At 69.8% G+C, this 13128-nt stretch carries 10 protein-coding genes and 1 pseudogene; 7 read left to right on the top strand and 4 right to left on the bottom strand.

Annotated elements, in window-relative coordinates:
• Positions 1–7: 7 nt before the first annotated feature.
• Positions 8–1192 carry a cytochrome P450 gene (locus ACZ4SW_RS32885; RefSeq protein WP_468252623.1) on the top strand — a complete coding sequence of 395 codons (1185 nt, stop codon included), beginning with the start codon at positions 8–10 and terminating at the stop codon, positions 1190–1192.
• 411 nt (positions 1193–1603) lie between these two features.
• The gene (locus ACZ4SW_RS32880; protein ID WP_468252622.1) at positions 1604–4072 is read left to right on the top strand and encodes a SpoIIE family protein phosphatase; all 2469 of its coding nucleotides are present in this window, start codon (positions 1604–1606) and stop codon (positions 4070–4072) included.
• 307 nt (positions 4073–4379) lie between these two features.
• Here the strand turns inward: ACZ4SW_RS32880 and ACZ4SW_RS32875 are convergent, their stop codons facing one another.
• The 4 genes from ACZ4SW_RS32875 to ACZ4SW_RS32860 form a co-directional block, all read right to left on the bottom strand.
• A complete protein-coding gene (locus tag ACZ4SW_RS32875) occupies positions 4380–5114 on the bottom strand; it encodes a cupredoxin domain-containing protein (RefSeq protein WP_468252620.1) in 735 nt (244 codons plus the stop codon).
• The gene (locus ACZ4SW_RS32870) at positions 5102–5494 is read right to left on the bottom strand and encodes a hypothetical protein (RefSeq protein ID WP_468252618.1); all 393 of its coding nucleotides are present in this window, start codon (positions 5492–5494) and stop codon (positions 5102–5104) included. The genes ACZ4SW_RS32875 and ACZ4SW_RS32870 overlap by 13 nt, the downstream gene beginning before the upstream one ends.
• Before the next feature lie 269 nt (positions 5495–5763).
• A complete protein-coding gene (locus ACZ4SW_RS32865) occupies positions 5764–6819 on the bottom strand; it encodes a cupredoxin domain-containing protein (protein WP_468252615.1) in 1056 nt (351 codons plus the stop codon).
• Positions 6820–6872: 53 nt separating this feature from the next.
• Positions 6873–8204 (bottom strand): copper resistance CopC/CopD family protein, encoded by a 1332-nt coding sequence (locus ACZ4SW_RS32860; RefSeq protein ID WP_468252614.1) that lies wholly within the window; start codon positions 8202–8204, stop codon positions 6873–6875.
• 926 nt (positions 8205–9130) lie between these two features.
• On the opposite strand from ACZ4SW_RS32860, the pseudogene ACZ4SW_RS32855 reads away from it, so the two are divergent.
• From ACZ4SW_RS32855 to ACZ4SW_RS32835, 5 genes and pseudogenes are all read left to right on the top strand, one after another.
• Positions 9131–9424, top strand: a pseudogene (locus ACZ4SW_RS32855) (GNAT family N-acetyltransferase); the annotation flags it as partial.
• A gap of 23 nt (positions 9425–9447) precedes the next feature.
• A complete protein-coding gene (locus ACZ4SW_RS32850; RefSeq protein ID WP_468252612.1) occupies positions 9448–10461 on the top strand; it encodes a nucleotide-binding domain containing protein in 1014 nt (337 codons plus the stop codon).
• An 84-nt stretch (positions 10462–10545) separates the two neighbouring features.
• Complete coding sequence (locus tag ACZ4SW_RS32845; RefSeq protein ID WP_468252611.1) at positions 10546–10986, top strand: globin domain-containing protein; 441 nt, start codon at positions 10546–10548, stop codon at positions 10984–10986.
• Between the two features lie 10 nt (positions 10987–10996).
• A complete protein-coding gene (locus tag ACZ4SW_RS32840; protein ID WP_468252609.1) occupies positions 10997–11281 on the top strand; it encodes a globin domain-containing protein in 285 nt (94 codons plus the stop codon).
• A 244-nt stretch (positions 11282–11525) separates the two neighbouring features.
• Positions 11526–12014: a GNAT family N-acetyltransferase gene (locus ACZ4SW_RS32835; protein ID WP_468252607.1), complete on the top strand. Its 489-nt coding sequence runs from the start codon at positions 11526–11528 to the stop codon at positions 12012–12014.
• Positions 12015–13128: the final 1114 nt, after the last annotated feature.

Genomic DNA, 13128 nt, shown 5'->3' with positions numbered 1-13128 from the left:
AGCCACCATGGACTCCGCGACCTTGCTGGCACGGATCACCGACTACGCCAGCCGCCCCAACCCCTATCCGCTGTACGCGGAACTCCGCGAGGCCGGTCCTGTGGTGCCGCAGGCCGACGGCAGCTACCTGATCGGCACCTACCACCACATCGCCGCTCTGCTCCACGACCCACGGATGAGTGCCGATCCCCGCACCCGCGGTGAGGTGACCCACAAGCCGCCGTTCCTGCGGCTCGACGACCCCGAGCACCACAGGCTGCGCACCCTGGCCATGCGGCCCTTCGGGCCCCCGCACAGCCCTGGCCGGGTCGACGGCATGCGCGGCGAGATCGACCGGATCACCAAGGAACTGCTGGAGCCCTTCGAGGCGGGCCGGCACATCGACATCGTCGACGACTTCGCCTACCCGCTGCCCGTCACCGTGATCTGCCGCCTGCTCGGCGTGCCGCACGAGGACGAGCCGCTCTTCCGGACCTGGTCCGACGCCCTGGTCGCAGCCGCCGACGTCAGGCCCGACGACGACTCCACCGAGCCGGACAAGGCCGGCGACCAGGCACGGATGGAGATGGGCGGCTACCTGTTGAACCTGGCCGAGCAGCGCCGTGGCAAGCCGGGCGACGACATGCTCTCCGCCTTCGTCCACGAGCCGGACCCGGCCCTGCGGCTCACCCAGGAGGAACTCGCGGAAACCGCCGTACTGCTTCTTATCGCCGGACATGAGACCACGGTCAACCTGATCGCCAACGGCGCCCTCACCTTCCTGCGCCAGCCCGAGCAGTTGGACCGGCTGCGCCGGGAACCGGAGCTGCTGCCGCGTGCGGTGGAGGAACTGCTGCGCTACGAGCCCCCGGTCCACATGCGCGAGCGCATCCCGCACGCCGACGTGGACGTCGCCGGTACGCCCATCCCCCAAGGCGCCTCCGTGATCCTGGCCCTCGCCTCCGGCAACCGCGACCCCCAGCGGTTCCCCGACCCCGACCGGTTCGACCCCGCCCGCCCGGACAACCAGCACCTCGGCTTCGGCAGTGGCATCCATGCCTGCTACGGCGGCCCCTTGGCCCGTGTCGAGGCCTACGCCGCGCTCGGCGCGCTGCTTCCCCATCTGGCGACGGCAAGCCTGGCCCAGGACCCGCCCCCCTACCGGCAGAACGCCATGCTTCGCGGACCCCGCCACCTGCCCATTCACCTATGAAGCCGAGAGGCACGGCGCCCTCGTCAGGCTGCAGCGGCAAGAGGGCGCCGGACGCCGCCGCGGCCTCATCCGTGCGTCCGCCCACTCGAGAGCCCGCCAGGTCTCGGAGCGACGGCGTTCGCAGCGGATTCCAGCGGGGCCGCCACCGGCACGCCTGACGCCCCCATCCGGCGCGCCGCGGCGGAAAGCACGCACCCCCGGCATTTGATCGTTCTGTCAATTCTGATGCAAGGCTTGACGATGACAGGATTACATCTGATTATTTCATCATAAGTAGGCAGAATGCCATATATGGATACATGCCCCACGTGTGCCGCTCACCGGACAACGCCGTTCACCACCGCTGCACACAGAGCCGCGGCACTACGTGCCGACGCTCTCTTCACCTCCGCACCGATGGGATGAACCGCGATGACGTACACCGACCACACCCCCCTCGCCGAGCCGGTGAGCCCGCCTGAGATGCCCGACGCCGCCATCGCGATGCTCGATGCCGAGGGCATGGTGGTGGGGTGGACGCAGGCCGCGCAGCAGCTTGTCGGCTACTCGGCCGGGGAGGTGGTGGGCCGCAACGCCGCACACGTGCTGCCGCCACCCGAGGAGGCACGGAGGGCGTCGGCCTTCGCCGAGGAGCATCGGGCGCAGGGTGGCTGGTCGGGGACCGTGGCGATACGCCACCGCGACGGCCACACGCTCAGGATGACGCTGCGGGTCTCGCTGCTGCGAGGGCAGAACGCAGGCGCCCGGTGGCTGGTGTCCGTGACGGACATCGATTCCTTGTCCTCGTCCTCGGGGGCGACCGGGGGACCGGTGCGGGAGTCGCTCCTTGCCCGAGCCCCGATCGGCATCGTCGTCTATGACCCGCGGCTGCGCTGTGTCTGGGCGAACGACGCCATGGAGTGTCATGACGGCGTGCCTTGGCACCGGCGCTTCGGGGGTGGCCTGAAGGACTCGCTGCCCGCCGTCGAGGCCGAGGCGCTGGAGGTGGTGATGCGGCAGGTGCTGGAGAGCGGGACCACGAGGGTGCACGAATACCGGGCATGGCCGCCGACCGACAGGCGCCGTGAACATGCGTTCTCGGCCTCGTTCTTCTGCTTGCAGGGCGCGGACGGCACGCCTCTGGGCGTGTGCTCCATGACCGTGGACGTCACCGGAAACCGGCGTGCACGCGAGCGCCTCGCCATCCTCAGCGAGGCCAGCACGCGCATCGGCAGCACTCTCGACGTGATGCAGACCGGGCAGGAACTGGCCGAGCTCGCCGTGCCCCTGCTGGCCGACCATGCCCTTGTCGACCTGGTGGAGTCGGTGCCGTTCGGCGTCGAGCCGTCGGCTCGGATCGGCACGATGAGTGGCCGTCCGCCGCTGCTGCGTCGTGCCGGTGTGGCCTCCGTCGACCTGGGTGTCCTGGAGCTGCCGTGGGTGCGCGAAGAGGTGGTGCACGCCCACCCGGAGTCGTCGTTCGCCGCCGCCGTACGTACGGGCCGGTCCTACCTGGAGCCGGTGCTGGACACCCGTTCCGGCCCCTGGGTCGACCACGACCCGGTGCGGGCGCAGAAGGTACGCGACAGCGGCGTCCACTCCTTGATGGTGGTACCCATCCGTGCGCGGCGCTGCGTGCTGGGCCTGGCGTTGTTCGGTCGCTCCGTGGAGGAGACGCCCTTCCAGGAGGACGACCTGCTCCTCGCCGAGGAGCTGGTCACCCGGGCGGCACTCTGCCTGGACAACGCTCTGCAGTACGCGCGCGAACGCACCGCTGCCCTCACGCTGCAACGCGACCTGCTGCCCCACCGTGTGCAGGGCGGTGCCGCCGTCGAGGTCGCCTCGCGCTATGTGCCGGCCGACATGGATCACGGCGTGGGGGGCGACTGGTTCGACGTGATCGAGTTGTCCGGGGCCCGGGTGGCCCTCGTCGTGGGCGACGTGGTCGGACACGGCATCAACGCCGCGGCGACCATGGGCAGGCTGCGCACCGCCGTACGCACGCTCGCGGACCTCGACCTGCCCCCCGGCGAACTGCTGACGCACCTCGACGACACGGTCAGGCGGCTGAACGACGAGGACACCGATGACTCCGGCCGGGCCCCCGCGGTGGTGGGCGCCACCTGTCTGTACGCCGTCTACGACCCGGTCACACGGTGGTGCACCATGGCGCGGGCCGGGCATCCGCCGCCCCTGATCGTCGGCGCACAGGGCGGGGTCACCGTCCCCGATCTGCCCGCCGGAGCCCCGCTCGGCCTCGGCCTCGGCATGGTCCCCTTCGAGTCCGTGGAACTGGAACTGCCCGAGGGAAGCGTGCTCGCCCTCTACTCCGACGGGCTGGTCGAGTCCCGGGACGAGGACATCGACGCCGGCCTGCGCCGTCTGGGCGCCGCCCTTGCACAGCCGGGCGCGTCCCTGGAGGAGATGTGCTCGCGAGTGATGGAGACCTCGCAAAGGCGCACACCGGCCGACGACGTCACCTTGCTCCTTGCCCGGACCCGCGCGCTCGAGCCCACCCAGGTCGCCTCCTGGGACCTGCCGAACGAACCGGTCACCGTCACGACAGCCCGGCACCTGGCCGCCCGTCAGCTCAGGGAATGGGGTCTGGAGCCGCTCGTGACGCCCGTGGAGTCGATCGTCAGCGAACTGGTCACCAATGCCGTCCGCCACGGCGGCGGACCCAGCCGCCTACGGCTCATCCAGCACCGAGTGCTGACCTGCGAGGTCTTCGACCGCAACACCGGCCGGCCACGCCCCCGCCGTCCCCGCACGCTCGACGAGCACGGCCGCGGCCTCCACCTGGTCGCACAGCTCTCGCGCCGGTGGGGCTCCCGCTGCGCAACGGACGGCAAGGTCGTCTGGGCCGAACAGGACCTGCCCGCCAGGGCCGGTGCCCTGTGACCCGTCGGCGAGCCGCGAAGCGCGGTGCCGAAGGCGGCCAGAATCGTGCCGACCGCCATCCGGCCCTGACCTCCCGGAACAGCAGTGACCTCGCACGTCGGACGACCAGCAGAACGGGCTCCCATCCGGTGGTCGCGAGCGATTCGTGCATGGGCCTGTCTCTGACCTCGGGTCGGGTGGCTGTCTCGCGGCCCACGGATCAACCCCGACGGATTGAACCGCTACCCGCCCGGAGTTACTCGGGTGTCGCCGTGGACGGTCGTCACTGATGCTGCCTGCGCGCAGACAGTGAGCGGCCACTGGTACGTCAGCTCGGCGAGGCGGTGTCGCGGCGTGCGCCGTCGGCGGCCGATCGGGAACCGACCAGGAGCAGGCAGAGGACGGCGACCCCGGCGACGACCCCGGCCAGGAGCAGCAGCGGATCGAGCGGGCGGGCCGCAGACGTGGTGCCGTCGGCCGGTGCGGCTGCCTGCTGGGTGGGTGCTGCCGCGGCGGCTGCCACTGCGGCTGTGGCAGATGGACTGCCCGGCGTGGGCACGGCGGCTGACGCGCTGTGGCCGGCGTGCGCGGTGGAGCCAACCGCGGGAGCGGACTGGGCGGGCTGTGCGGCTGAGGGGGCGGAACCGGCGTGCTGCTGGACGGTCGGGTGCGTGGTGGGAGTGGGTGCGGCGGCGGCCTTGACGACGAGCTGCGCGGACATACCCGGGTGCACGGTGCAGACGTAGCCGTAGGTGCCGGGCGTGGTGAAGGTGTGGCTCCACGAGCCGCCCTTGCTCAGCAGCGGGGAGTGGATCGACTCCGGACCGGAGGTGGTCTTCACGTCGTGGGGGGCCTGGTCCTGGTTGACCCAGGTGACGGTGTCGCCGGCTGTGATGGTCAGGCTGCGCGGGCTGAAGGCGTAGCCGGACATCACGACGCGGTACGAGGCGGCAGCGTGCGCGGGGCGGGGGACGAGGAAGGTGAAGGTGTTCGCCAGGAGCAGGGCTGCCAGCAGCAGGCGTACGGTGTGGGCGGGCCGGAAGCGGGTGGTCAAGGGGTGCATGTGAACTCCGCGGCGACGAGCAGGCCGAGGTGGCGTGCGGGGCGTGTCCGGGACAGGGCGAAACCGGTCGTGCGGTGCAGCGGGCCGTAGGGGACGCGCGCGGTGCCGACGACGAGCAGGCTGGCGTCGGTGCGCTCGACGACGCGTAGCAGCAGCGTGGCGGGAAGTGGTTCGAGCGAGGCGTCGCCGGTGCCGAGGGACCCGGGCACGCGCAGCCGCGTCCCGCCCGCCACCGGTTCGATGGCGGTGCTGACGAAGGTGAGCAGTTCGCCGCCGAGTGCGTCGCCGCCCAGCGCGAGGCTCAGGACGGACTCCTCGGGGTCGGGGGCGACGGTCAGTGCCGCCTCCTCGACGTCGGCGCGTCGGCGCAGGGTGACCAACGGACCGAATCGATAAGTAAGTTCGGTGATGCATCGGTCAGCGGCGGCTGCGTATGCACCGGGGTGGGGGAGCCGGCCATGGGCTGGCTGCTCAGGCAGTGTTGCGGTGGACGAGGTTTGCACCCGCAGCGGTTGCGTGGGCGGGAGTTCCGTGTTCATGGCGGTACCTCGGGCTCGTGGCGGGCGCCTGCCTGATCGGGGACAATGGCGGTGGTGGCGGGCCGGCCGACTGCGACTCGGCCGGCCCGCCATGTCTCATCGCCCCGATGTCAGCAGGAGTTGGTGAGGTAGTCCTCGGTCGGGGCGAGCATGTGCTCGGCCCAGACGGTGTGCATCTTCACGTAGGCGTCGGGGTTGAGGATGTCCGAGACCTGCTGGCCCAGGGACTCCTCCAAGTGCGCGGAGTTGATGTGCTGGAGCAGCACTGTGAGGGTGTCGTCGCCGACGGAGCCGGCGCCGTTCACGGCCGGGGTGAGGATGGACTCCACCCAGACGGTGTGCATCTTGATGTAGTTGTCGAGGCTGAGCGCGTCCTGGACCTGCTGGCCCGGGGACTCCTCCACATGGGCCTTGTCGATGTGCTGGAGGATCGGCAGCAGGACCTGCTGGATGCTGACGCACTGCTCGCTGCCGCCGTCACCGCTGCCTCCGCTCGTTCCGCCCGAGCCGCTGCTGCCGCCGGCCGAGCCGCCGCCGGAGCCGCCGGAACTCGATCCGCCCGTGCTGCCCCCGGTGGAGCCGCCCGTGGCGCCCCCTGTGGACCCACCGGTGGAGCCTCCGGTCGTACCCCCCGTGGAGCCGCCGGTCGAACCACCGGAGCCGCCGGTCGAGCCGCCCGTGCCGCCGCCGCTGTCGGCGACGACGGTGATGGAGGCGGTCATGTCGGGGTGGACGGCGCAGTAGTACTTGTAGGTGCCGGGCTTGGTGAAGGTGTACGACCAGCTCTCGCCCTTGTTCAGGGTGCCGGAGTCGAACTTCGCCGGGCCGCTGGTGGTGGTGACCGTGTGCGGAGCGGAGTCCTCGTTGATCCACTTCACGGTCTGGCCGACCTTGATGGTCAAGGCTTGCTGGGCGAACTTGTAGTTCGTGATTTTGATGGTGTAGTCGGCCGCCTTGGCCTGCGCCGCGGCCGGCTGGGCCATGGAGTGGGTTTCGGCGACCGGGGCGGCGGTCGCCGGAGCGGCGGCGCCGCTGGATGCCTGGAGGAGGCCCAGACAGGCGGCGGCCGTGATGCCGGCGCCCACGCCGGTGGCCAGCAGTACCCGGTTGCCGGCCCGGGAGCGGCGGTGACGCGGCGGGGGCGCAGTGGTGTCGTCGGTACGCATGATCGTGCGTCTCTCCTTGTCAGATGAGAGGGGGGTGGGGCAGGGAGGACCGGTCAGCGGCCGGGAGCGGACGTGACCAGCAGACTCGTCGCGGCGAGAACGACGAGGACGAGCCCCGTCTCGGCTGCGACCGAGTAGACGAAGGGCCGTACGGTGGCGCGGTCGCCGCGCAACAGGACCGCGATGTCGAGCCGGGTGCGCACCCAGCTCCGGCTGCCCTGGGCGATGAGCAACACCGCGGCCAGGATGGCGAGTTTGAGCAGCAGCAGACGGCCGTACCCGGTGTGGAACAGGGCCCCGAACGAGCCGACGACCTGCCAGGCCAGCACCGCGCCGGCCACCGCGATCGCCGCGACGGAGACACCGGCGAGGGCGGAGTAGCCGGACACGGCGGCCGACAGCTCTTCCGGGCGGTGCCTGGGCAGTACCCCGAGGAGCAGCAGGGTCAGACCGCCCAGCCACACGGACACACCGAGCAGGTGTACCAGGTCGGCCACGGCGCCCCAACCGGGATGCGTGCCTTCGGCGTTGTGGCCGGCCATGCCGGTCGTACGGAGCAGTCCGAGGGCGACGGCGAGGGCGCCGACCCGCCAGCCCGGCGAGCGCGCGGCCCGCTCGCCACCCTGGAGCAGAGCGGCGAGCACGATCGCGGCGAGCACCCACATCAGCACCCGGCAGGCGGACACGATGCCGACCTCCGTGCCCAGCAGGTCCCGGTACGTGGCCAGGTGAAACGCGTCGCCGAGGGTGCCCATGGCCCCGTACGCGTCCTGCAGTCCCGGTGTGACCAGGCTTGCCGCGATCCCACCTGCCCAGGCCGACGTGAGGATGCGGCGTGTACGGCGGTCCTGGGCGCCCTGCGGCCAGAGAAGTGCGAGGAAGACGAGGCCACCGACGTACAGGGCGAGGGCGAGGTATCCGGCCCAGCGAGCAGCCGCCCAAACCTTGCGCACACTGTCGGAAGGCGTGGATACGACGGCGGCATCGGAGGCGGAGGCGTCCTTCGTCTTCGCGGTGAGGGCAAAGGAGAGCGTTCCGGAGGTCGGATGACCGTCCTCCATGTCTCGCACCTGCCAAACCAAGGCGAGCCGGTCCTGACCGGCCATCCTCGGAACGGAGACCTCGACAACATTTCCCCGACGATCGCCGTGGTCCGGACGAGACACAGCAAGCCGCTTGCCACCTGCGGTGACACGGACCTCGGGCAGGTCGACAGGTTCGCTGAAGGTCAGCCGTACCGTGGCGGGCGTGTGGGTGATCCGGGTGCCCTCCTTGGGTGAGGACGACTCCAGTTCGGTGTGAGCCGAAGCGGCCGGAGCGATCAGCAGCAGGGCCAGAACAGAGGCCGGCGCGGTGGCCCATAGGCGCACAGCACGATGTCTCACGGCAGCACCTCCGGCACTACCGAGGGTGACGGTGCAACGCCGACGCACAGCGACGAGAGGTCTGCGCCCGTCGGCGACGAGGAGGGAGACGGCATCGGGGAGGCCGTGACTTCGGGGGCGTCCGGCCCGAGCAGGCCGTCCAGCAAGCCGGTCACGGACGTGAGCGCGCCGCTCAGCAGTGGCTGCACCACGTGTACCTCGCCCTTCTGGCAGCCGTCCGACGGCGTTGGAGAGGGGGTGGAAGACGGCTGCGGTGAGGGGGAATCCGATGCCGAATCGGAGGGCCCGGGCATCGGCATCTGACCTCCGTCTCCGCTGCCTGCCTCCTGTCCGCTGCCCCCGTCGGCGGACGACGTGTCGCTTGCGACAGGAATTCCGGCGCCGCCGCCTCCGGCCCAGGGATTCCCCGATGAACCGGCGGCCATATCGCCGCCAGGATTGCCGGGATCCCCGGACGCCGTCCGCTGTGACGGGCCGACGGAGGCCGACGGAGCCGGGGCTGCCGGCGGTGCGGCTGCGTTGAAGGTCGTGGGTGCGGGTGCGCCAATGCCGGACGCGTATCCGAGCACGACGATCACCGCGGCGACCAGGGCACCGGCCACGATCTCGTCGCGATGGTCTCCCGGCCAGGACGCCCTGGCGAACAAGGACATGCCCCCTCCTGACGCTGTGTGTGAAAGGCAGTGCCCAGGAGTGGAGCGGGACGAGGAGTCCCGACCAATACGCGTCAGTTAATCGCCCGTTTCATTGCCTCATAATCGGCCTCTACCCGCCTGTGAGAACGGACCTCTCCACCCCAATCCGCACAAGACATTCCGTGAAGAAGATGGAGTGTTCGTGAATTCGAACGCGCTCCTCATTTATTCCTTCACTGAATCACCGCGAATGCATATGCGCGGCAGTGGCATCTCGCACAGGTGGCTTGGGCTGATGAACTCGAACGCGCGTTGCCTGAGACGCCCGGGCGGCGCCGCGGACATTTCGTGGTCGAGCTCGGCGGAGCGGTGATCGGCACCGTAGAGCTCAACCGGCGCGACGCGAAGCGTCCGAGCCGAGTCCGTCCGGATGCCGGGGAGGCCGAGCTCGGCTACCTGTTCCTGCCAGAGGCATGGGGACGCGGGTACGCCGCCGAGGCGTGCGCGGCGGCACTCGACTGGTACGCCGACGCGCTTCCCGGTGAGCCGGTGGTGTTCTGCACCCAGACCGCCAACGACCGCAGTCGCCACTGGGTGTCGGCGGGGACGTGCGTCGGCCGAGGTGGCGTCACAGCAACGATTTCTCTGCTCGAAGAAGCGACGCTGGAGACCCACGTTTTCGCCGAAGAGCTGACCGAACTCGGCGTCGGAGTTCCGGACGGAATGGTACTGGTCCCCGCGTACATCGAGGCAGGCTGGCTGACCATCGGCTGCCGCCACTGGATGCGAACGGGCTGCTCCCGGCCGGCGAGAGCGAGTTTGTCCGCCGCCTTCGGCTGCGCAGCTCGCCGCTGCCCGAGTGGGTCGAGGAGAAGACGGGCGGACACGTGCCCGCAAAACGAGGTCCTGCGAATCACCCGCGACGACTTGAGGGAGGCGGCCCCGCGCATACCGCGCGGCAGCTGTCCTCGCTGCGCGGCGGAAGTACCGCCGTGGTCGACACCGTGTGTGACGACGATCTGCGGGTGCTCGCCCTGGCCCTCGCGGAGGCGGAGGAGAACGGCACGCGGCTGCTGCACCGGATCGGGCCGTGCTTCGTCAGGGCCCGCGCCGGACAGGCGGCGCGGGCACCGCTCACCCCGGCGGAGCTGCGCCCGCTGCGCGGGGACGCACCGCACGGTATCCCCGTCGTGGAGTCCCATGTCGTGCTGGCAATCCGGCAGTTGGAACGGCTGCGGGAGCGCGGCGGGATCGCCGAGTGCGAGCGGGACGTGGCGGCCCTCCTGCTCGACGAGGAGCGGCGTGACGCCCACATCGCCGAGGTCGCGACCGCGGCTGCTGGTGCGCTGGACTCGGCCGACGCCGTGATCTGCACCTCTCGCCTGCTGGTGACGAGTGCCGACGCGGACGAGAGTCTGGCGATCTCCCGCCGGGTCTCCGCCGCGCTCGTGGAGGCCGTGCACCAGGTCAACGCCATCCGGCGGTCTGCTTTCGTCGTCGCCGAGGGTGTCGGGTCGGGACGAGTCGATGGGGTCGGGGAAGAGGAAGCGCGGGCTGCGGGCTGCCGTTGTCTCAACCGTGTTGCGCGTATGTCATTGTCTGGTACATCTACCTCTCAATGATCTTGGTCGCAGGTTGAGGAATCCGACAAGTACGAACCATCGATCGGGCATCGAGCGGTAACAGTGCGCGCCTACGGTCGCGGCATGACTTTCAACCCCGCTCTCATCACCAGCAGCTTCGCAGTCGTCGAACCCCACGGCACCCAGGTCACCAAATATTTCTACGAACATCTCTTCGACAACAACCGGGGCGTCAGGGGCCTGTTCGCGCGGCACATGCAGGAGCAGGAGGACCGACTCTGGAACGCCTTGGGCGGCCTGGTGGCCAACCTCGAGGACACGGAGACGGTCGTACGCATCCTGCGAAACCTCGGAGCCCGGCACGTCGGCTACGGCGCGCTGCCCGAGCACTTCCCGGCCGTCGGCGCCAGCCTGCTCGCCACCCTCGGGCACTTTGCGGGCGAGGCCTGGACGCCGGAGATCGAGGAGTCGTGGACCGCTCTGTACGGGGTGATCACCACCACCATGAGTGAGGCGATGGCCGAGGCGGCCGCCGGCACGGCCGGGTCCACCCACAGCGGCTGAGGAGCGGCCGGTGGCCTTCGACCCTGATGTCCTCCGCCGCAGTTTCGCCGTCGTGGAGCGGCGGGCGGACCAGGTGGCCCTGTACTTCTACGCCCACCTGTTCTCCCACAACCCGCACGTGCGGGAGATGTTCCCCGAGGAAATGGGGGAGCAACGCGACCGGCTCTTCGCAGCGCTCACCCAGCTCGTCCTGCGTCTGGACAGCCCCGAGCGGCTGACCGGGTATCTGCGCACCCTCGGTCGGGACCACCGCAGGTTTCCAGCGCTGCTGATGCGGCTCACGAGGCCAGCCTGAAGTCGTCCTGTACAGGCTGGCCCGCGCTGCGGCAGGCCCAGGGGAAGAAGGGGTGACCACCCCGTTCTCCGGCTCCTCCGCAGCGGTTCGGGCATCCCAGTCGGCGTCGGCGGGCGGCCGATGCGGCGGCAGTGACTTGGTCGAACGGGGCCTGGGCAGGCGGTTCCCGGGAGCGGTGCAGGAATCCTGCCCGAGGAGCCGACCCGCCGCACGACGGCACGCCCCGGTGCGAAATACTCTCCCGATGAGTTCACGCACTTCCCCGATCAGCCGGCCGATCACGATACGGAGGGCCGTTGCGCGGGATGCCAAACGGCTCACGCGGCTCGTGCGTGGCTCAGGCGCCTACGCGGGTAAGTACGCAGCCGCAGTCGCGGGCTACCGGGTCGGGCCTGATTACATCGAGGCCCACCGCGCCTTTGTGGCCGTCGGTGCCGACGAGCATGGAGGCCGGGTCCTCGGGTTCTACTCGCTCGTCCTCGCTCCACCGGAGCTCGACCTGCTGTTCGTCGCCGACGAAGCGCAAGGACGGGGTATTGGACGGCTGCTCGTCGCGCACATGCAGTCCGAGGCCCGTGCCGCCGGGCTCGACCGTGTCAAGGTCGTGTCGCATCGTCCCGCCGAGGACTTCTACCACCGCGTTGGTGCGGTGCGGACCGGGACCGCGCTCGCGAACCCGCCCGCCGTGCCGTGGGACCGTCCCGAATTCGAGTTTCACGTTTCTTCGGATTGACGCGGTGTCCGGGTCGCAGGGCACCCGGTTTCGCCTGCGCGGTGGCCGGCATGCAGAGCCGCTGGACGCCGCGCGTTCCGTGTGTGTCGTCGCCTCCGCCCTGGCGGGGGAACGCCTGCGCCAGCGGTTGGGGGAGGTGGCGTATGGCCCAAGCGATATGCCGCCCGAGAGGTCTTCAACCTGGTCAGGACGGTACCCAGCGTCCCCCCGTTTTAGGGGCGTCCGTGAGACGTGAGAGGGTCTGGGGCGTGAGTGAGACACCGTCGAACACCCTGCAATACCGCTTTGACGGGCCAGAAGAGGCTCCCGTCCTGATCCTGGGGCCCTCACTGGGTACCACCTGGCACATGTCGTAGAAGCCGTCCAGGACCGTCCATCCAGTCCTATGCCAGCATATATGTCCACTTTCGAGCTCCTGTGTGGGGAGGGCGTCCACCGAGTTTGTGATTCGCGGGTGACAGCTGGCAGTACGACGAAGTCTCGTGGGTCTGCTAGGGCGGGGCTTCGTCGTGCGGCTGGTCAGGATGGATTGGTCCCCGTGCTGACGGCTCCGTAGGCGTGCTGTGACCAGAGTCCTTTGGTGGTGCAAGCAGGATCCTCGCCATCGGCTCTGCCGGGCCCGACCTTCGCTTTCGCGACCGGGTGGCGGGCTGTATCTCCGGGTCGATCATTCAGGAGAGCATGCCCGACCAGGATCAGGTCACGGCGCGGTTGACTTCATCGAAGCCGTCCCTGGGGAGGTTGCGAAAACCGACCAGAGCTATCGGGGGCAGGCCGACCGGAATCTACTCAACAGGGTCGGGGCGGTGCTGCGGGGTCGGCAATCCGCGTCCTACGGTCCCGTGCCGTGTCGCGGGCCGGTGGTGCCAGGCGTACTCGGCTGGCGCAGAGGAAGATGGCGATATCTGTCCGGCGACGTGGTGGAGTTCCGCTGCAATTACTAGCGGGTGACTCAGCACCACTTCGCTGATACGGCAAATATGCAGGTGAAATGGGGTCTACCTCCTCGGAGTCAGGCCCTTAGTGAGCGTTTGGTTCTGGTATTGAACGGTTTATGGGGGCTTTCAGGAGCCAGGTCGAGCGCTCAACGAAGCGATTCGCCGGAAAACGCCGT

The organism is Streptomyces sp. NPDC028331 (assembly GCF_055565775.1).
Note: the sequence above shows the minus strand (reverse complement) of the source record. Positions and strands in the feature narration are given on the sequence as shown.